This window comes from Rhizobium sp. CF080 (assembly GCF_000282095.2).
Lineage (GTDB): Bacteria > Pseudomonadota > Alphaproteobacteria > Rhizobiales > Rhizobiaceae > Neorhizobium.
In genome coordinates, this window is sequence record NZ_AKKC02000002.1 from 303,874 (window position 1) to 323,796 (window position 19,923).

At 61.3% G+C, this 19,923-nt stretch carries 20 protein-coding genes; 10 read left to right on the plus strand and 10 right to left on the minus strand.

All coding sequences use genetic code 11. The features are described from left to right. Positions 1 to 153: 153 nt before the first annotated feature. The gene (gene mutS, locus PMI07_RS02645) at positions 154 to 2,802 is read right to left on the minus strand and encodes a DNA mismatch repair protein MutS (RefSeq protein WP_081760648.1); all 2,649 of its coding nucleotides are present in this window, start codon (positions 2,800 to 2,802) and stop codon (positions 154 to 156) included. Between the two features lie 197 nt (positions 2,803 to 2,999). Between mutS and PMI07_RS02650 the strand changes: the two genes are divergently transcribed. The 3 genes from PMI07_RS02650 to PMI07_RS02660 all read left to right on the plus strand — a co-directional run bounded on the left by PMI07_RS02650 (position 3,000) and on the right by PMI07_RS02660 (position 6,006). Continuing rightward, positions 3,000 to 5,297, plus strand: coding sequence for an NADP-dependent malic enzyme (locus tag PMI07_RS02650; RefSeq protein WP_007759812.1), 2,298 nt, complete (start codon positions 3,000 to 3,002; stop codon positions 5,295 to 5,297). 65 nt (positions 5,298 to 5,362) lie between these two features. Then, positions 5,363 to 5,620, plus strand: coding sequence for a type II toxin-antitoxin system prevent-host-death family antitoxin (locus PMI07_RS02655; protein WP_007759814.1), 258 nt, complete (start codon positions 5,363 to 5,365; stop codon positions 5,618 to 5,620). Further along, positions 5,617 to 6,006 carry a type II toxin-antitoxin system VapC family toxin gene (locus PMI07_RS02660; RefSeq protein WP_007759816.1) on the plus strand — a complete coding sequence of 130 codons (390 nt, stop codon included), beginning with the start codon at positions 5,617 to 5,619 and terminating at the stop codon, positions 6,004 to 6,006. The genes PMI07_RS02655 and PMI07_RS02660 overlap by 4 nt, the downstream gene beginning before the upstream one ends. 41 nt (positions 6,007 to 6,047) lie before the next feature. Here PMI07_RS02660 and PMI07_RS02665 read toward each other — a convergent pair whose 3' ends face one another. The 5 genes from PMI07_RS02665 to PMI07_RS02685 form a co-directional block, all read right to left on the minus strand. Then, positions 6,048 to 6,920 (minus strand): GNAT family N-acetyltransferase, encoded by an 873-nt coding sequence (locus PMI07_RS02665; RefSeq protein ID WP_007759818.1) that lies wholly within the window; start codon positions 6,918 to 6,920, stop codon positions 6,048 to 6,050. A 99-nt stretch (positions 6,921 to 7,019) separates the two neighbouring features. Beyond that, positions 7,020 to 8,801: an ATP-binding protein gene (locus PMI07_RS02670; protein ID WP_007759820.1), complete on the minus strand. Its 1,782-nt coding sequence runs from the start codon at positions 8,799 to 8,801 to the stop codon at positions 7,020 to 7,022. Positions 8,802 to 8,855: 54 nt separating this feature from the next. Continuing rightward, on the minus strand, positions 8,856 to 9,347 hold the full coding sequence (lspA, locus tag PMI07_RS02675) for a signal peptidase II (RefSeq protein ID WP_007759822.1): 492 nt from the start codon (positions 9,345 to 9,347) through the stop codon (positions 8,856 to 8,858). Further along, positions 9,344 to 10,204: an RNA methyltransferase gene (locus tag PMI07_RS02680; protein ID WP_007759824.1), complete on the minus strand. Its 861-nt coding sequence runs from the start codon at positions 10,202 to 10,204 to the stop codon at positions 9,344 to 9,346. The genes lspA and PMI07_RS02680 overlap by 4 nt, the downstream gene beginning before the upstream one ends. Further along, entirely contained in the window at positions 10,201 to 11,301 is a 1,101-nt protein-coding gene (locus tag PMI07_RS02685; protein WP_037085071.1) for a class I SAM-dependent methyltransferase, read from the minus strand. Before PMI07_RS02685 ends, PMI07_RS02680 begins: the two co-directional genes overlap by 4 nt. 206 nt (positions 11,302 to 11,507) lie before the next feature. Here PMI07_RS02685 and PMI07_RS02690 point away from each other — a divergent pair, with 206 nt between their 5' ends. After that, positions 11,508 to 11,963, plus strand: coding sequence for a carbon monoxide dehydrogenase subunit G (locus tag PMI07_RS02690; RefSeq protein WP_007759830.1), 456 nt, complete (start codon positions 11,508 to 11,510; stop codon positions 11,961 to 11,963). Positions 11,964 to 11,979: 16 nt separating this feature from the next. Here PMI07_RS02690 and PMI07_RS02695 read toward each other — a convergent pair whose 3' ends face one another. From PMI07_RS02695 to sppA, 3 genes are all read right to left on the minus strand, one after another. After that, positions 11,980 to 12,315, minus strand: coding sequence for a lipopolysaccharide assembly protein LapA domain-containing protein (locus PMI07_RS02695; protein ID WP_007759831.1), 336 nt, complete (start codon positions 12,313 to 12,315; stop codon positions 11,980 to 11,982). Between the two features lie 103 nt (positions 12,316 to 12,418). Further along, a complete protein-coding gene (locus tag PMI07_RS02700) occupies positions 12,419 to 12,718 on the minus strand; it encodes an integration host factor subunit beta (RefSeq protein WP_007759833.1) in 300 nt (99 codons plus the stop codon). Between the two features lie 26 nt (positions 12,719 to 12,744). After that, positions 12,745 to 13,701 (minus strand): signal peptide peptidase SppA, encoded by a 957-nt coding sequence (gene sppA / locus PMI07_RS02705; RefSeq protein WP_007759835.1) that lies wholly within the window; start codon positions 13,699 to 13,701, stop codon positions 12,745 to 12,747. Between the two features lie 204 nt (positions 13,702 to 13,905). On the opposite strand from sppA, the gene lptC reads away from it, so the two are divergent. From lptC to ptsN, 6 genes are all read left to right on the plus strand, one after another. Next, positions 13,906 to 14,574: an LPS export ABC transporter periplasmic protein LptC gene (lptC, locus tag PMI07_RS02710; protein ID WP_007759837.1), complete on the plus strand. Its 669-nt coding sequence runs from the start codon at positions 13,906 to 13,908 to the stop codon at positions 14,572 to 14,574. A gap of 12 nt (positions 14,575 to 14,586) precedes the next feature. Then, complete coding sequence (locus PMI07_RS02715; protein ID WP_007759839.1) at positions 14,587 to 15,141, plus strand: LptA/OstA family protein; 555 nt, start codon at positions 14,587 to 14,589, stop codon at positions 15,139 to 15,141. Between the two features lie 36 nt (positions 15,142 to 15,177). Beyond that, a complete protein-coding gene (gene lptB, locus PMI07_RS02720; RefSeq protein WP_051484084.1) occupies positions 15,178 to 15,960 on the plus strand; it encodes an LPS export ABC transporter ATP-binding protein in 783 nt (260 codons plus the stop codon). Positions 15,961 to 16,141: 181 nt separating this feature from the next. After that, complete coding sequence (gene rpoN, locus PMI07_RS02725) at positions 16,142 to 17,698, plus strand: RNA polymerase factor sigma-54 (RefSeq protein WP_024163505.1); 1,557 nt, start codon at positions 16,142 to 16,144, stop codon at positions 17,696 to 17,698. 248 nt (positions 17,699 to 17,946) lie between these two features. Next, complete coding sequence (gene raiA / locus PMI07_RS02730; protein WP_007763351.1) at positions 17,947 to 18,522, plus strand: ribosome-associated translation inhibitor RaiA; 576 nt, start codon at positions 17,947 to 17,949, stop codon at positions 18,520 to 18,522. Positions 18,523 to 18,599: 77 nt separating this feature from the next. Beyond that, the gene (gene ptsN, locus PMI07_RS02735) at positions 18,600 to 19,064 is read left to right on the plus strand and encodes a PTS IIA-like nitrogen regulatory protein PtsN (protein WP_007763357.1); all 465 of its coding nucleotides are present in this window, start codon (positions 18,600 to 18,602) and stop codon (positions 19,062 to 19,064) included. Positions 19,065 to 19,202: 138 nt separating this feature from the next. Here the strand turns inward: ptsN and grpE are convergent, their stop codons facing one another. After that, complete coding sequence (gene grpE, locus PMI07_RS02740; RefSeq protein ID WP_007763361.1) at positions 19,203 to 19,844, minus strand: nucleotide exchange factor GrpE; 642 nt, start codon at positions 19,842 to 19,844, stop codon at positions 19,203 to 19,205. Positions 19,845 to 19,923 lie beyond the last annotated feature (79 nt).

Sequence of the window (19,923 nt, forward strand, 5' to 3'; positions counted from 1 at the left end):
CGATGAAAGCGGCCTAAATCATGATCTTGAAGGCCTTTATCACGTTCGAGGTCGAAAGGCATGCGGATCGAAGTTCGGGCAAGGCTATGCCCGGCGCGATTCCCCACCTTTGGATAACTCAGGACTGCACACTCTGGAATCCCTGCCGGAACGTCAGGCCTTCAGCTGCTTCTTCAGCGCATAGAGGGCGTCCAGAGCTTCGCGGGGGGTCATGTCGTCCGGGTTGATGGCCTTCAGCGCGTCCTCGACCTTAGACGGCCCGGCGCGTTTTGCCTCTTCGCGGCGGACCGCGACCTGGAAGAGCGGCAGGTCGTCGATCAGCTGGCTCGCTGGGTTCTTACGGTCGGAATCCTCGAGCTTGGTCAGCACGTCGCGGGCGCGGGCGACGACCGAGTCGGGAAGACCGGCAAGTCGCGCGACCTGGATGCCGTAGGAACGGTCGGCAGCGCCGGGGCCGACTTCGTGCAGGAAGATCACCTCACCATCCCATTCCTTCACCCGCATCGTGGCGTTGGAAAGCCGGTTCAGCTTTTCCGACAGCACCGTCAGCTCGTGGAAATGGGTGGCGAAGAGGCCACGGCACTTGTTTGCCTCGTGCAGGTGCTCCACGGCGGCCCAGGCGATCGACAGACCGTCGAACGTCGCAGTCCCGCGGCCGATCTCGTCGAGGATGACCAGCGAACGGTCGCTCGCCTGATTGAGGATGGCGGCCGTTTCGACCATCTCGACCATGAAGGTGGAGCGGCCGCGGGCCAGATCGTCGGACGCGCCGACGCGGGAGAAGAGCCGGTCGACGATGCCGATATGGGCCGACGTCGCCGGCACGAACGAGCCCATCTGCGCAAGGATGGCGATCAATGCGTTCTGGCGCAGGAAAGTCGACTTGCCGCCCATGTTGGGGCCAGTCAGCAGCCAGAGCGCGCCGAATTCGCTGCCATTGTGCGGCGAGAGATCGCAATCATTGGCGATGAACGGGCCGACGGACTGTTTGCGCAGCGCCTGCTCGACCACCGGATGGCGGCCGCCTTCGATCGCGAACATCCGCGAGGCGTCGACGATCGGGCGACGGTAGCTCCACTCGTCGGCGAGCATAGCAAGAGCCGCCGCGACATCGATCACTGCCAGCGCCCGGGCGCCGGCCTTGATCGCCTCAGCCTCCGAGGTCACCGCCGCGACCATCTTGTCGAAGGCTTCGAGCTCGATGGTCAGCGCCTTGTCGGCGGCGTTGGCGATGCGGCTTTCGAGATCGGCAAGTTCCGTCGTCGTGAAGCGCATGGCGCTTGCCATGGTCTGGCGGTGGATGAATCGGGCCTTGCCTTCCGGCGTATCGGTCATCGTGCCAGAATTGCCGGCGGTCACTTCGATGAAATAGCCGAGCACGTTGTTGTGCTTGATCTTCAGCGACTTGATGCCGGTTTCCTCGGCATATTGGAGCTGGAGTGCGGCGATGACCCGCCGGGACTGGTCGCGCAGTGCCCGGACTTCGTCGAGCTCGGAATGAGCGCCTTCGGCAAGGAAGCCGCCGTCGCGCTTCAAAAGCGGCAGTTCCTCCGCCAGCATATTGCCGAGCATGGATTCCAGATGAAGCGGCAGAGCCTTCAGGTCGTCGAGCGCCTGCCCCAGTTCCTCGGGCAACATCGCCCGGTCGAGGAAGGCCGCGACACCGCGGGCCGCTTCCAACCCCTGCAGGATACTGCCGAGATCGCGAGGGCCGCCACGGTCGAGCGCCAGGCGCGACAAGGCGCGCGGCATATCCGGCACATGCTTCAGCCCGGAGCGCAGCTCACTGCAGAGAGACGGTTCTTCCAGCAGGAATGAGATGGAATCGAGGCGCCGATTGATGCGGTCTGGATCGGTCAGCGGCGACATCAGCCGTTCTGCGAGCAGGCGAGCCCCGCCGCCGGTCACCGTGCGGTCGATCGCCTTCAGAAGCGTGCCTTCACGCTCGCCCGACAAAGTCTTGGTCAATTCCAGATTGCCGCGGGTCGCCGGGTCGATGAACAGCGTCGAGGCGCCGCTTTCGCGCTCCGGGCGGCCGAGCGGGGGTCGTTCGGCGATTTGGGTCTTTTCCACATAAGCGACGGCGGCAGCGGCAGCGGCCAGTTCCGCGCGGGAAAAATTGCCGAAACCTTCGAGCGTGCCGACGCCGAAATAGCGGGTTATGCGGCCCTCGGCGCTGGCGCTGTCGAAGAGCACGGACGGCTGCGGCACCGCGACCTTGCCGAGCACGTCGAAGACCGGCTTCAGCTCGGCGTCATGGAACATCGTGTCCGGCAGGATCAGCTCACGCGGATCAATGCGCAGGATATCGGCAAGCAGCCGCGACTGATCGGTCTCGGCGAGCCGGAAGACACCCGTCGAGATATCGATCCAGGCGAGCGCCAGGAGAGGCTCGGCCGCGCCCTTGATGCGGGCGAGCGCCATCAGGTAGTTCGACTCGGAGGGCGAAAGCAGCTTTTCCTCGGTGATCGTGCCGGGTGTCACCAGCCGCACGACATCGCGTTTCACCACCGACTTCGAGCCGCGCTTCTTGGCCTCCGCCGGATCTTCCACCTGTTCGCAGACGGCGACGCGGAAACCGAGCGAGATCAGCTTCTGCAGATAGTCGTCGGCGGCATGCACCGGCACGCCGCACATCGGGATGTCGCGACCGAGATGCTGGCCGCGCTTGGTGAGCGTGATGCCGAGAGCGCGGGACGCATCGACCGCATCCTCGAAGAACAGCTCGTAGAAATCGCCCATGCGATAGAAGAGCAGCGAACCCGGATTGTTCGCCTTGATCTCGATATATTGCTCCATCATCGGCGTCGCCGAGGCGCGGCTTTCCTCCGAGGCAAGCTCGGCAGTATTCAGGGCGTCGATGGGGAATCTTTCAAACTGGGTCACGGAACCGATTTTTTGTTGCGCGCTGGAACTTGCGACACTATCGATGAAGACACCTGAAAGACAACATCTGCTGCGGCCTAGAGGACGGCTGCCCACAAAAAGCTGGAGGAGACATGCCTGCTAAGGACAAGGCCACGGAGAAGGCCGCACGTTCGCGCGCTTCCGTAACCGAACAGGAAGCACTCGATTTCCATTCGGAAGGCCGCCCCGGTAAACTCGAAGTGGTTCCCACCAAGCCGATGGCGACCCAGCGCGACCTGTCGCTGGCCTATTCGCCAGGCGTCGCCGTGCCGGTCTTGGCAATCGCCGCAAACCCGGCAACCGCCTATGACTATACGACGCGCGGCAACATGGTGGCCGTCATTTCCAACGGCACGGCGATCCTCGGCCTCGGCAATCTCGGGGCGCTCGCCTCGAAGCCGGTGATGGAAGGCAAGGCAGTACTGTTCAAGCGCTTCGCCGACGTCGATTCCATCGACCTTGAAGTCGATACCGAGAACGTCGATGAATTCATCAACTGCGTGCGTTTCCTCGGCCCTTCCTTCGGCGGCATCAATCTCGAGGACATCAAGGCGCCGGAGTGCTTCATCATCGAAAGCCGCCTGCGCGAGCTGATGGACATTCCGGTCTTCCATGACGACCAGCACGGAACGGCGATCATCGCCGCCGCCGGCCTGATCAACGCGTTGGAGCTGACCGGCCGCGACCTGAAGACCACCAAACTCGTCTGCAACGGCGCCGGCGCGGCAGCCATCGCCTGCATCGAGCTGATCAAGGCGATGGGCTTTGCTTCGGAGAACATCATCCTGGTCGACACCAAGGGCGTCATCTACCAGGGCCGCACCGAGGGGATGAACCAGTGGAAATCCGCCCATGCGGCAAAAACCACGAAACGGACCCTGGAAGAGGCGATGAAGGACGCGGATGTCGTGTTCGGCCTTTCCCAGAAGGGCGCCTTTACCGAAGAGATGATCCGTTCGATGGCGGACAGGCCGATCATCTTCGCGATGGCCAACCCGGATCCGGAGATCACCCCGGAAGAGGTCGCCCGCATTCGCGACGACGCAATCATGGCGACCGGCCGTTCGGATTATCCGAACCAGGTCAACAACGTGCTGGGCTTCCCCTATATCTTCCGCGGCGCACTTGACGTCCGCGCCAGCCAGATCAACGACGCGATGAAGATCGCCGCCGTCAAGGCGCTTGCCAATCTCGCCCGCGAAGACGTGCCGGATGACGTTGCCGCCGCCTACCAGGGCAACCGCCCCCGTTTCGGTGCGCAATACATCATCCCCGTCCCCTTCGACCCGCGCCTCATCTCGGCGATCCCGGTCGCCGTCGCCGAAGCGGCGATGGAAAGCGGCGTCGCCCGCAGGAACATCGCCGATCTTGCCGCGTATGGCCGCGAGCTTTCCGCCCGCCGCGATCCGATCGCCGCAACGACGCAGGGCATCTACGAACGTGTCCGCCGGTTCCCCAAGCGGGTCGTATTCGCCGAGGCCGAAGAAGAGCAGGTCATGCGCGCCGCGATTTCCTTCACCAGCCAGAAGCTCGGCACTGCCATCCTTCTCGGCCGTGACGATATCATCCGCGCGACGGCGGAAAAGGCAGGCATCGATCTCGACCGCCCCGGCATCGAAGTCGTCAACGCACGCCTGTCCAATCGGGTCGATGCCTATATCGACCACCTCTATGCGCGGCTGCAGCGCGAGGGGCTCCTCTATCGCGACGTTCAGCGCCTGATCCATAACGACCGCAACCATTTCGCGGCCACCATGGTGGCAATCGGCGATGCGGATGCGATGGTGACCGGCACGACCCGCAACTATGCGACGGCCTTGCAGGACGTCCGCCGCTGCATCGATCCGAAGCCGGGGCACAAGGTGATCGGCGTGTCGCTGGTGATCTCGCGCGGCCGGACGATCTTCGTCGCCGACACCGCCGTGCACGACATGCCGAACGCGGAAGATCTTGCGGATATCGCCATCGAAGCTGCGCGTGTCGCAAAGCGCATGGGCTACGAGCCGCGCGTCGCCATGCTCGCCTATTCCACCTTCGGCCAACCGATCGGCGAGCGTTCGGAGCGGGTCCGCGAGGCAGTCAAGATCCTCGACCAGCGTCGCGTGGATTTCGAATATGACGGCGAGATGGCCGCGGACGTGGCCCTCAACCCGCACCGGATGGAGCAGTATCCGTTCTGCCGCCTCTCGGGCACGGCCAACGTACTGGTCATGCCGGCGATCCACTCCGCCTCGATCTCGACCCGCATGCTGCAGGAGCTCGGCGCTTCGACCGTGATCGGCCCGCTGCTCGTCGGTCTTGATAAGTCGGTGCAAATCACCTCGATGGGCGCCAAGGACAGCGATATCGTCAACATGGCGGCAATCGCGGCCTACAACGCCGGAACGTAGTTTCTTGAAAGCGAACTCCAAGTGGACTAAGTTCAGTGAACTAAGTCCACTTGAGGTCGCTGCTCATGAAGACCGTCAATATCCATGAAGCCAAGACTCACTTGTCGCGTCTCGTTGAAGAGGCGGCGAACGGCGAAGCTTTTGTCATCGCCAAGGCCGGAAAGCCGATGGTGAAGGTCGTGCCTCTGGAAGAGGTGCCTTCGGAAGAACCGAAGAAGAAACGCCGGATCGGCTTCCTGAAGGGCCAGATTTCGGTTCCGGACGACTTCGACACGATGTTCGCCAAGGAGATCGAAGACATGTTCTATGGCGAGCACAAGTGAGGATCCTTCTCGACTCGCACCTTCTTGTCTGGATATCCGAAGAGTCGCCGAGGTTACCTAAAATCGTTGAGCGCCTTTTGGAAGATGGCGAACACCGTTTCTTTTTCAGCGCCGCAAGCCTCTGGGAACTTGCAATCAAGAGCGCACTCGGAAAGATCGATTACCACGTCGATGTCATGCAGCTCTATTCCGAGCTGCTGGACAACGAATATGAAGAGCTCCCTCTAAACAGCCGGCACGCTTTTGCCTTGGCGGGCCTGCCGCCCATCCATAAAGACCCATTCGACCGGATGCTGATCGCGCAGAGCATTTCGGAAGGTATGCTGCTCCTGACCTCAGATGAGACGATCGCGCGATATAGTGGAACGATTCAGCTCGTAAGGTAATTTTCGTCGTATGGGCGAAGGCCATCATTTTTGCTGATAACTCAGCTCGCGAAACGCCCCGCATCGGCGCCGAAATGGCTGATGTAGCGGTCGGAGATCGAGGAGATCGGCAGGACGATCAGCACGTCGGTCGTGTTGAAGGCGTGGTCGATGACAGCACCGTCGCCCACCATGGCGCCGAGGCGCAGATATCCCTTGATCAGCGGCGGCAACAGGGAAAGTGCCTTGCGGGCGTTGACCCCTTCCATCGGCATCAGATCCATTGAGCGATAGAGTTCCGGCAGCGCCGAAACCGCCCAGTCGCCCTTGGTCGAGACCGTATGATGCAGGAAGGACAGCGCCATGGCGTGCTCTTCAGGCGAAACGCCCGGGAAGGACGCGCAGCCGAACATGGCGTTCATGCCGTGCTTCAGGGAATAGGCCCAATTGCCCTGCCAGAGCAGTTCCACAGTGCGCTTGGTGCGGTAGTCCGGCAGGACGCAGGAGCGGCCGAGTTCCATGAACTGCTTGTCGGGATGACGGGCGAGCAGCGGTTCGATGTCGAATTCCGATGCCGAATAGAAGCCGTTATTGGCAAGCGCCACTTCCTGGCGCAGCAGGCGGTACGTGCCGACGATCTGGTCTTCGATATCGCCTTCGATTGCGTTGTCGACGACCAGAAGATGATCGCAGATCGCGTCAAAGGCATCGACATCGCGGCGGCTGCGCATGGCCTCCGGGCTCAAGGTCGCGTTCATTTCCTCGACGAATACGCGATAGCGGACCGCCTGAGCGGCATCGATCTCGCGCTCGCTGCGGGCAAGCCGCGTTTCGAGCGTGCCAATGCGGCCGAAGACATCGCCGCTTACCGGAGCAGAGGCCGGCGCCTGGGTTGTTTCAGGTATCACTTCACGGTTCAGGAGTTCAATTGCCAAGGTGATTCTCCCCGTCCCGGTTTGATCACCGCCTTAAATCACTTCTCTGCGACAAGAACGTGACATTCACTGTCACAATAGGTTCCACGGATGGTCGCGTCAACGCGCCTGTTGGCGCTCGGCGGAGAGAACTCCCAGAATTCGGACTTCCTCCAGCAGCGCCAGCGGATCGGCCGGCTTTGCCAGAACGCGGCTTGCGCCGTTCAGAAGCGCCTCCCGATGCGTCGCCTCCCGGCTCTCACCCGTCAGCACGATCACCGGGACCAGCGACCGGAGGCCGTTCTGCTCGTCGGCGCGCAGAGCCGCCAGGAGGCTGAACACATCTCCGCCGGGCATGTGCATGTCGGAAACGATGAGATCGAGCGGCGTGTCCCGGTCGAGCGCAACCTCGATCAATGTGGGGAAATCCTCGATCAGGCGAACCCGATGGCCTGCTTTTGTGAGGACCGAGCGGATGATGAGCGCGTTGACGGGATCGTCCTCGCCGAGCAGCACATCAAGCCCTTCGCCATGCTTTTCGATGACGGGCGGTGGCGGCATGGCCTGGTTGTCGTTCAGCGCGTCGCGCGTGCCGAAGCCACGCAGGCGGCCGCTCAGCACGTCGATCAGGGACTTTTCCCGAAGCGGCCGGATGAGCCAGGCGTCAAAGAAATCCTGAGGCTGAGAGGCCCGTTCCTCGGGGTTGACGAGCAGGATACGGTGGAGCGGCGCATGCGCCTTTTCGTTGGCATAGTCGGAGGCAAGCCGGTGATCGACGATCAGGTCGGTATAGGGAGCCGGGCCGGCCTCGGCGCGGTCGATCAGCATCTGGGCGTCGGCCGTATTGGCGACATGCCGGCAGCGACCGCCAAGCGTTTCGATCGTCGCCACCGTCGCCTTGGCCGCCGGTCCTTCGGGCGCCAGAAGCAGAACCCGGGACATGGCGAGCAACTGATTGCGCTCGCCTGCACCCGATTGCGCGGTTTCCGCAAAATGCAGAGGGAAGCGGATCGTGAACGTGCTGCCAGCCCCCTTCTGACTGGTGACGGAAAGCGACCCGCCGAATTCCGTCAGGATACGGGATGCTATGCCAAGCCCGAGACCCGTGCCGCCGCTGCGTGCCTCGGCTGAGCCCGCCTGCTCGAACTCCCCGAAAACCCGCGCCATTTCCTGGGGCGCCATGCCGGGGCCTGTATCGACGACGGCGATCGAGACATTGCCTTCTTCAACCAGGGCGCGCACCAGCACGCCGCCATGGGCGGTGAACTTCACCGCATTGCCGATGACGTTGAACAGCACCTGCCGGATGCGCCCCGGGTCGAAATCGAGAAGATCGGGCAGATCGGCAGCCATTGTCGCGGCGATCTCGATGCGCTTTTCATGGGCGCGAGGCGCCAGCATCTCGACGACGTTTTCGATCAGGTGGCGGAGGTTTTCCGCCCGGTTGTTGAGCCGGAAACGGCCGGCTTCCAGAGTCGAATAATCGAGCAGGTCCTCGACGAGCTGCACCAGCGCATAACCGGACTGGCGGATCCCGCTCAGATAATTCTGCTGTTCCGCAGTCAGCTTGGTCTGGCCGAGCAGATGGGTCATGCCGAGAATGCCGTTGAGCGGCGTGCGGATCTCATGGACGACCGTGGCGATCTGTCGGGATTTGGCGGCGCTCGCTGCCTCGGCGTTCTTCAGGGCATGCTGGAGCCGCGGGACGGTGCGCTGGCGGCGCCATTCGGAGATCCGGGAAAAGAGCGAGGCAAATGCGCTGCGCGGTGCGCTCCCCTCCTCACCCTGCCGCAATCCTAACGCGGGCACGACCTTTTCCGCCACCGGTTCGGCCATATCGGCCGCGGCGGAAGAGGCGAACGCCTTGGAGATACGTTCATGTATGTCGGCGATATCTCGCATTGGGAAAGACTAACGAGGTTTCTTTCCCAATCCTTAGAGCAATCAGGTAAAATTTTACTGATCGACCTTTTTCGGCCCGAACAGCTCGTCGAGGATCACCAGCCCCGCCCCGATTGTGATGAAACTGTCCGCCAGATTGAAGACGGCAAACGCCCAAGTCTCGGTGTGGAACAGGATGTAGTCGATCACATGGCCATAGGCGAAGCCATCGATCAGATTGCCGATCGCGCCGGCGATGATCAACGCGAAGCCGCTGTGGGCGAAAGGACGATCCTTCGGCGTGCGGCGCCAGAGCCAGAGCACGAAGGCGACGATCAGCACCCGCATGCCGACGATGAATTCCCGCTCCATGCCGGACAGCAGCGAGAAGGCGACGCCGAGGTTATAGGTTCGGTAGAGCGCCAGCACCGGGAGCAGCGGCACCGCCTCCTGCATCGGAAGATTGTTCTCGACGGCGATCTTCACCACCTGATCGAGGGCGACCGCGATGACGATGACGATCAGCGCCATTAGAGGCCGCGAAAGGAGGGCTACGCGTCCGGTCATTTCTTGTCGTCCAGGGTCAGCAGATGGCGGCGGGCTTCGAAGAGCATCACGGCAGAGGCGACGGCAAGGTTGAGCGAATCGGCCCTGCCCTGCTGGGGAATGCGAACCGTACGATCGGCCGCCTTGGCAAGATTGTCCGGCAGGCCGGACTGCTCGTTGCCCATCAGCAGCACGACCGGCTTCTTCGCATAATCCACGGTGCGGTAGTCGACGGCGCCGGCGAGATGGGTGGCCACGACCTGTGTGCCGGAACGCTTCTGCCAGGTGAGGAACTCCTCAGCCGAACATTTGACAACCGGCATGGCGAAAACCGAACCCATGGTGGCGCGTACGGTTTCCAGCGAAAAGGGATCGGTGCATTCGCCGACCAGGATGACGCCGGAAGCGCCGGCCGCATCGGCCGTGCGGATAATTGTGCCGAGATTGCCGGGGTCACGGACGCGGTCGAGCGCCACCAGCGTCTCGTCCCTGCCCGGCCGCAGATCGTCGAGCCTCTTCCAGCGCTGCTCGAAAATTCCGACGACCATCTGCGGATTGTCGCGGCGGGTGACGGAGGAGAGCACCTTTTCGCTCACCTCCAGCACCAGCCCGCCATGGGCGACGGTCTTTGCCGCCACCTGCTCGACCAGCGTCTTGCCCTTGGCTGCCTTGGCATAGACGAGTGTGCGGATCGTCCAGCCGAGTTCGAGCGCATCGATGACGAGCTTCAGGCCTTCGGCCATGAAGGTGCCGCTCTCTTCGCGGTCCTTCTTGTTGGTGAGCGCCTTGATGTCCTTGATGATCGGATTGGAAAGCGAGGTGACTTCCTTCACCTGGCCGACCCGTCTTGCTCCGGACTTCTGAAAATCGTCGGTCATGCCGGCACCCAGCGACTGAAAAGGGATGTGGAAAGCGCGCGGCCCGGCGTCTTGCCGTCCAGCCCCGCCTCGCGGATGACGAGTTCGCCCGATTCCACGGCACCGCCGGCGCCACGCATCGTCTCGCGCATCAACTCATGGATGGAATAGAAGCTGGCCCGGATCGAATAGGCGGTCAGCACCAGGCCGATCGCCTTTGGCGACAGCAGTTCGCGGCAGATGTCGAGCATCAGCGGCAGGTGATCGAAAAGCTGCCAGACCTCGCCGTTCGGACCGCGGCCGAATTTCGGCGGATCGGTAAGGATGATGTCGTAGCGGTTGCCGCGACGCTCCTCGCGCAGGATGAACTTCATCGCATCCTCGCAGATCCAGCGGATCGGCGCCTTGTCCAGGCGGGCGAGCGACTGGTTTTCGCGCGCCCAGCCGATCGCTTTCTTGGAGGCGTCCACATGAGTGACTTCCGCCCCGGCAGCCGCCGCCACCAGCGATGCGACGCCGGTATAACCGAACAGGTTCAGCACCTTCACCGGGCGTTTCACCTCCTCGATGCGGCTCTTCATCCACTCCCAGTGAACGATCTGCTCCGGGAAGACGCCGACATGGCGGAAGGAGGTGAAGCGGCCGAGGAAATCAACGCCGAGCAGCGATAGCGGCCAGGTTTCACCGAGCGCCTCGGAGAATCTCCAGCGGCCCATGCCGTCCTCGTCCGTATCACCGGTAAAGACGGCGTCCGCCTTTTCCCAGACATGGCCGGCAAGCGATGGCTGCCAGAGCGCCTGCGCTTCCGGCCGGACGATGCGGTAGGGACCGTATTGCTCCAGTTTCAGCGCGTTGCCACTGTCGATCAGGTGGAAATCACCAGCGCCCGAGGATTCGAGGATAACCGGCACACGCTCGGGTGGTCGCTCGCCGCTGCGGGGCAAAAGCGCGCGGGTTTCCACCGGCGCTGCCACCGGGGCCGGTTTGGCTGTCTTTTCCTGCAGCCGGGGGGCCTGCTTGACGGGAGCTGATCTCTTGGCGCCGTCATGCCCGTAAGAGGGGCGATTGCCCCCTTCGCTCCGGGTCTTCTGGACCGGCCGCCTTTCCTTGTTCTTCAATGCGTTCATCCGCTTGGTTCTGGTCTTGGGCAGCAGATAACATCTGGCAGCCGTTCTTCAAAGCGGCTCTTATCGAAGAATCCTGCAAGCCGCCACCTTGTCATACGATACTACATTGCGCATATTGTCCCTCCCTTTGTCCTACTTGGCAAAGGATCGGGACCTTGCAATAAGGCCTGAGAAACGCACTCTTGGAGGATCATCACATGGATATGGGCGGCGAAGAACGTATTGCGGCACCTCGCGAAGTGGTCTGGGCGGCGTTGAACGACCCGGAAATCCTTCGCCAGTGCATTCCCGGTTGCCAGACCCTCGAACAGAGGTCTCCGACCGAGCTTGCCGCGACGGTCAAGCTGAAGGTCGGTCCGGTCTCGGCGAGCTTCTCCGGCGAAGTCACCCTCTCCGACATCAACCCGCCGGAAAGCTACACGATTTCAGGCGAAGGCAAGGGCGGCATCGCAGGCTTCGCCAAGGGTTCGGCGACCGTTACACTCCTCGAAGACGGCAGCGACACCCTGCTGCGCTACTCCACCAAGGCGCAGGTCGGCGGCAAGCTTGCGCAGCTCGGCTCACGGCTGATCGATTCGACCTCGCAGAAGCTCGCCGGCCAGTTCTTCGCGGACTTCAACAAGGCCGTGGTTGCCAAGGCGGCTCAGGCCTAATCTACTTCGCCTGAATTTATTTCGAAGGAAGTTGAGCCGAGGCCGGCCGTCCCGCGACGGCGGCCTTGTGCTCGTTCTGCCACCGAACCGCTTCGCGCGCTTCGACGCGAGCCTGTTTGCGGTGTTTGCCCTGGCTCCACCAGGTCACGAACGAGCCGATGAACATCCCGATCAGCAAGGCCAGAAACAGGAACAGGAAGAAGGGTGCGCTCACCGCCAGCATGCCGTCTTCCGGCCGGAAGGGATTGAGCGCCAGGGTGACCATCTGACGGTTCGCGACGGCGAGCACGATCAGAACGATGCCGAGCGGTACGAAGACCACGAGCGAGACGATCTTTTTGAACTTATCCATGTGAATCTCCGGCAGCAGACTGTCTGCTGTTTTACCAGCGTCTGTTGCAGAATAGGCGCGCTTTGTGGGGTTTCAAGGGCGGCGGAAAGCCGCGCCGGAGAGATCAATCTTCTTCGTCATCGAGGCCCGGGTTCAGGCGCTCTCGCAGTTCCTTGCCTGTCTTGAAGAAAGGAACCCATTTCTCCTCGACGAAAACGCTCTCACCGGTGCGCGGATTGCGACCGGACCGGGAGGGACGGTTCTTCACCGAAAACGCACCGAAGCCACGCAGTTCGACGCGATTTCCGCCTGCCAGGGCATCTGTGATCTCGTCGAGCACGGCATTGACGATGTTCTCGACGTCGCGGTGGTAGAGATGCGGATTGCGAGCCGCAACGATCTGCACCAGTTCTGACTTGATCACGGTTGCCCCCTGAAAAGTTTAGATTTTTAACCGCGCCCAACCTGCCAAACGGAGACAAGACCGTCAAGAAACAACTTGTCTGCGCCGAAGGCGCGAAGCGCGTCGGGAGTGAGCGCCTGGCCGAAACCGGAGAGCTTGAAGAACTCGCTGACAGCGCTCGCGAACCAGAAGGACGAGGAGGATTTGCGTTCTTTCCAATCGACGATCGGCAGGCCTTTCGAGACGCCGCGGGATTCCAGATAATCGCGGATGTCCTCCTCGCCGCCGAGTTTGTCGACCAGCTTGACGTTGAGCGCCTGGCGACCGGTGAAGATGGTGCCGTCCGCGAGCTTCAGGACTTCGTCACGCGGCATCTTGCGGCGGTCGGCAACCAGGTCGACGAACCAAGCGTAGCTGTCCATCACCATGTTGCGGATCATCGTCTTGGCTTCTTCGCTTGCCGGATGGAAGGGCGACGGCTCGGCCTTCAGGGGCGCGGACTTTATCTCCTCGAGCGAGACGCCGATCTTCTTCATCACTTCGTCGATCTGGGGATACTGGAAGATCACGCCGATCGAGCCGGTGATCGAGCTTTCGCCCGCGACGATCTGGTCACCGGCTGTGGCGATCATGTAGCCGGCCGACGCGGCCAGCGTGCGGATGTCGGATACGACCGGCTTCTTTTCGGAAACCTTGCGGATCGCCTTGAAGATGCGCTCGCCGCCATAGGTGGTTCCGCCCGGCGAGGAGATCGAGACGATCAGCGCCCTAGCCTGGCTGCTTTCAGCGATCCTGTCGAGGCGCACCAGCAATTCCTTGTCGTCGGTGATCAAGCCGGAGATTTCGATGCGGGCGACATGGGGCACGGCGGATCCGGCGCTCTCGCCGGCAACGACCCGGTAAAGCGCAAATCCCATGCCAACCAGGAAAACAAGTGCGACAACCCGCCAGAAACTCAGCTTGCGGCGCAGGGAACGCCGGTCCGCAATTGCCATTTGATCCATGAAATCACCCTTCGAGATGCGCCGTCGTTGCTAAATAGGCTCTCTAGCGTGTTTTGCAGCAGCTCACATCACGTTTTTATGTTGTCCGTTATTGTTTGTTGATGAATAAAAACCATATTGGCGGACAAAGCAAAGCTCCCACCCGTCTCATCGGTATGACGAGACGAGGACGGAGACGGGCTATTAAGGAACTATCCGGCACTCATGCTGCAGCATATTCGAAAAACGGCAGGCTTTGCAGCGGCGCTGGAGCCGCATGCGGATGCCTATCAGGCAGCGCTTGCGCATTCCGCGCTCGTGCACAAGCTCAAGATATTGCTGCCGATCCTAGCCGGCGTGATTTCGGCCGCCTTCATCGGGATTTCGATCATCCGTGCCTACCTGCCCGAAAACCTTTCGATCGAAAACGCCCGCATCGAAAACGGCAAGATCGTCATGGAGCGGCCGGCGATATCGGGCCGCAACAAGGACGGCATCAGCTACTCGATGACCGCCAACCGCGCGCTGCAGGATATCCAGAACTCGAACATGATCACGCTCGAGGACGTCAAGGCCGCCGTACCGGTCAATGACGACGTGATCGCGCGGGTGACTGCGACCACCGCGGATTTCGACCGTGGTGCCGACATGCTCGATCTCAACTCCCCGTTCGATGTCAATCTGAGCAACGGGATCACCGCCCGGTTCAAGTCCGCCCATCTCGATATCAACGCGGGTGTGATGGATTCACCCGAGCACGTCGATATATCCATGAAAGAGGGCTCTATTGTTGCAGAGTCTTTAAAGATAACGGATAAGGGACGAACCATCACCTTCAAGGGCCAGGTTCGCCTTCATCTCGACCCAGCCACCATCCGCAACCAAGGCAAGTAGAGCCCGGCCGTCATGACCCATCGCCGCCTTCTTACACGCAATACCGCAGTTCTGATCGCGGCAGGATTCGTCTCCTGTCTGGCGGCGACCGCGCAGGCCCAGACGACCACCAGCCAGATGGAAGGCCTCAAGCTTTCCGGCGACCAGCCGATCCAGATCCAGAGCGACCAGCTTGAGATCAAGGAGCAGGAAAAGAAGGCCTATTTCACCGGCAACGTCCAGGTCGTGCAGGGCACGACCACGATGAAGGCCGGCAAGATGACGGTCCTCTATACCGGCGAAGGCTCATCGGTTACCTCGGGCAATGCCAATATCGACAAGATCTTCCTCGACGACACGGTGTTCCTGACCTCGGGCACGCAGCAGGCGACCGCCGAAAAGGGCGAGTTCGACATGGCAGCCCAGACCTTCGTGCTTTCGGGCAAGCAGGTCGTGCTCTCCGAAGGTCCCAACGTCTTCAAGGGCTGCAAGCTCACCGTGCTGATGGAAACCGGCCAGGCCAAGCTTGATGCCTGTGGCGGGCGCGTCGAGATTCTGCTCGATCCGAAATCCCGGCCGAAGCAATAATAGACATTTGACGTGAAAATACCGTTCCTCTCCAGTCTGTCGGCAAGGAAGCCGTCCGCGCCAGAACCCTTCGTCGTACGCGATAAAGCGCGCTACGAGGGCACCCTGGTCGCGCACGGGCTTTCGAAGACCTACGATACGCGCCGCGTCGTCAACGGGGTGTCGCTGGTCGTGCGCCGTGGCGAGGCCGTCGGGCTGCTCGGGCCGAACGGTGCGGGCAAGACGACCTGTTTCTACATGATCACCGGCCTGGTGCCGGTGGACGAAGGCATGATCGCGATCAACGGCAACGAAGTCACCCATATGCCGATGTATCGCCGTGCGCGCCTCGGCGTCGGCTATCTGCCGCAGGAAGCCTCGATCTTCCGCGGCCTGACCGTCGAGGAGAATATCCGTGCGGTCCTGGAAGTGCACCAGCCCGACAGGGACAAGCGGGAAAGCAAGCTCGACGAACTGCTGGAAGAGTTCCACATCAGCCAGCTCCGGAAATCGGCGGCCGTGGCACTTTCCGGCGGCGAGCGCCGGCGTCTTGAAATTGCCCGGGCGCTTGCGACCGACCCGGCCTTCATGCTGCTCGATGAGCCTTTTGCCGGCGTCGACCCTATTTCGGTCTCCGACATCCAGAATCTCGTACGCCACTTGACGGCGCGCGGGATCGGGGTTCTGATAACGGATCACAACGTCCGCGAGACGCTGGGCCTGATCGACCGGGCCTATATCATCCATGCGGGCGAAGTGCTGACGCATGGCCGGGCAGACGATATCGTCAACAACCCGGATGTTCGCCGTCTGTACCTCGGCGACAAATTCAGTCTCTAGGCGCTGCAACGCGAGCACAGAAATTTACTTTCCCGCACTGCAACGCTTGACCAAATCTCTCAAAAAAGCAATTCTTGTGCCAGATGCAATTTTGGCCTCGTGGAGGCGCGGCCAGAGGCGCGCTTCCGCCACTCCATGACCGGGTGGCTCAAGGGGATTGCAGGGGAGTTTCGCGTCCGCCATGGGTTTATCCGCTAATCTTTTCCTACGCCAAACCCAATCGCTGGTGATGACGCCGCAGCTGATGCAATCCATTCAGCTGTTGCAGATGACGCATTTCGAACTCAACCAGTTCATCGCCCAGGAAGTCGAAAAGAATCCGCTGCTCGAAATTACATCAGCCGAGAGCGAAAACGACGCGGAAACAGGCTTCGGCGCTGAAGACGACTTTGCCCCGACCGAAGGGCGCGAGACTTCGGCAGCAGCCGAGGTCGACAGCGATTGGTACGAAGGCTCCTCTTCCATCAGTGCGGAACGGCTCGGCGAAGGGCTCGATACGGGCTTCGAGAACGTCTTTCCCGACGATGGCCCGGCGCGGCGCGCCGATGCGCCGGAGCTGCTCAGCCAATGGAAGTCCATGCCGGGCGGAGAGTTCGGCGAAGATTACGACCTGGACGACTTCGTTGCCGGCCAGGTAACGCTGCGCGATCATCTGAACCAGCAGATCCCCTTCCTGATCGTCGACGCGGCCAGCCGCCTGATTGCGCAACATCTCGTCGATCAGCTCGACGAGGCCGGCTACATGCTGGGCGACATGGGGGAAATAGCCGCTCGCCTCGGCAGAAGCACCGAGAATGTGGAAGCCATTCTGCGGTCGCTGCAGACGCTCGATCCGCCGGGGGTCTTCGCCCGTTCACTCAGCGAATGTCTGGCGATCCAGCTTCGGCAGAAGGACCGGCTCGATCCGGCCATGGATGCGCTGATCAAGAACCTGGAGCTACTCGGCAAGCGCGACTTCGCCTCGCTCCGGAAGATCTGCGGAGTGGACGACGAAGACCTGATCGACATGCTGGCGGAAATTCGTGGGCTCAATCCAAAACCAGGCGCCGGTTTCGAGCGTGGCATGTCGGAGACGATTTCGCCGGATATCGTCGTGCGGGCCGCCCCGGACGGCAGCTGGATGGTCGAGCTCAATCCGGATACCCTGCCGCGGGTTCTGGTCAACCACACCTATTTCCAGACGGTCTCCAAACACTGCCCGAAAAACGGCGAGGATCATAATTTCCTTTCCGAATGCATGCAGAATGCCAACTGGCTGACACGCAGCCTCGACCAGCGGGCCAAGACGATCATGAAGGTGGCATCCGAAATCGTCCGCCAGCAGGATGCCTTCCTGATGCACGGCGTCGATCATCTGCGGCCGCTCAACCTCAAGACCGTCGCGGAAGCGATCAAGATGCATGAATCGACGGTGAGCCGAGTCACCTCCAACAAGTACGTCCTGACGCCGCGAGGACTGTTCGAACTCAAATATTTCTTCACGGTGTCGATCGGCTCGGCGGAAGAAGGCGGCGACAGCCATTCGGCGGAGGCCGTACGCCACCGGATTCGCCTGCTGATCGCCCAGGAAACACCGGATGCCGTCCTCTCCGACGACGATATCGTCATCAACCTGAAACGCGGCGGAGTGGAACTCGCGCGCCGGACCGTCGCGAAATACCGAGAGGCGATGAACATCCCCTCCTCCGTCCAGCGCCGTCGCGAAAAGCGTGCGATCGCCGGTGTCGCGGCGTTCTGAATCTCCGGCCGAAACACCCGGTTTCCACAGGTCTACGTAGAAATCCCGAGGCCCGCTGCCGTTGACATTTAAAACATCGGGCGCTAGAAGCCCGCCGCAACTGCACGGGACATGGCACGAAACGCATCCCAACATCCAGACAGGCATCGCTTGCAGCATTTTAGCCCAGTCGCATGCGAACGGCTTGGATGAGGGGACGGCTTGGCGTAGACTGAAAAACGCAAGTCACGACAAGAAGGAAGAACTCCATGAGTGTGCGTGTATCCGGTAAGCATATGGAAATTGGCGATTCGTTCCGTCAAAGGATCGAGGACCAAATCGGAGAAGCGGTTACAAAATACTTCGACGGAGGCTATTCAGGCCAAGTCATCGTGGAAAAGGCTGGTTCGCGCTTTTCTGCCGACTGCAAGGTGCATCTCGATACCGGGATCGTCCTGCATGCGGCTGGTGAGGCGAATGATCCGCAGATCAGTTTCGACGCCGCAGCACAGCGGATCGAAAAACGTCTGCGCCGCTACAAGCGGCGGCTCAAGGATCATCATGCCGGCAACCATGTGAATGGTTATGCGGAAGTTGCCTACACTGTTATGGACAGCGTACCGGATGAAGGGGAGGAAGTGCCGGAGGATTTCGCGCCGACTATCGTCGCGGAGAGCTCGAAGCAGTTGAAGACGATGACGGTCGCAAGTGCCGTCATGGCACTTGATATGACAGACGAGCCTGTTCTCCTGTTCCGCAGCCCCGGCAAGGAACATCTGAACATTGTGTACCGCCGCACTGACGGCAATATTGGCTGGATCGATTCCACCAATATCAAGAACTAAAACTTGGGGAGAGCGTCGGAGACGGCGCTCCCCTTCGCCTAGGGCACAAGCTCTTGCGGCACGAAGGATGACGAGAAATGGCATTGGCAGATTTGCTGCAGCAAGATGCGATTATTCCTGCCCTGAAGGTAAATTCCAAAAAGCAGCTATTGCAGGAGCTGGCGGCCAAGGCTTCCAAGCTGACGGGTGTGAGCGAACGAGAAATCTTCGACATCATCCTGCAGCGCGAGAGGCTCGGCTCCACCGGCGTCGGCCATGGCATCGCCATTCCGCACGGCAAGCTGAGCAGCATTTCCTCCATCAAGGGTATTTTCGCGCGCCTTGAAGCACCGGTCGATTTCGAAGCGCTCGATGACGAGCCGGTCGATCTGGTGTTCCTGCTGCTCGCACCCGAAGGGGCCGGCGCCGACCACCTGAAGGCCCTGTCGCGCATCGCCCGCGTGCTGCGGGACCAGGACCTCGTCGCCAAGCTGCGCAAGACCGATTCCGCTTCGGCGATCTACGCCTTCCTCAACGAGGAGCAGGCAAACCACGCCGCCTGACGGCACATACATTTCGTGGGGACGAAACGAACCGCGCGGCCGCTGACAATGCGCCGCGCGGTTTTGTTTTCAGCCGCTGTTTAATGTTTAACATCGGGCGTAAGCGAGAAGCGGGTTTACGCCCGCTTCTCAAAGATCTCAGGCGTTCTTCTCGCCGGCAGCTTCCGCAGAGGCTTCCGACTTCGGGCCGCCCTTGGCGACACCGACCATGGCGGGGCGCAGGACGCGTTCGCCGATCGTGAAGCCGGCCTGGACGACCTGGACGACAGTATTGTTCGGGACGGCAGGGTTCGGGATTTCGAACATCGCCTGATGGAAGTTCGGGTCGAACTTCTGACCTTCCGCATCGATCTTCTTCACACCGTGGCGTTCCAGCGCCGACAGCATGGAGCGTTCGGTCAGCTCGACCCCCTCCAGAAGCGTGGTCAGCGACGCATCGGCTCCGGCGCGCATCTCGGCCGGCACCGCGTCCAGCGCCCGGCGCAGGTTGTCAGAAACGGCGAGCATGTCGCGCGCAAAGCCGGCGGCCGCATAGGACTTTGCATCCTTGATTTCGCGTTCAGTGCGGCGGCGAAGGTTGTCCATCTCGGCGGCAAGCCGCAGGAAACGGTCGCGCAGTTCGTTATTCTCGGCCTTCAGCAATTCCAGCGGATCCGGTTCGGCGACGGGCGCCTCGGCATTCTTCTGGTTGGCCGCGTCCTCAAGAGCAGATGCAACAGCTTCCGCCGTGTTCTCCGCGGCAGCTGCGTCAGGTCCGTTCTTGTTGGTTTCGTCGGTCATGACGGTCTCCGGTTATTCGTGGCTTAGATTACGGGCTTTGATTTGTGCCCGATATCGAGGTTAAAGGTGAAAAAATCAA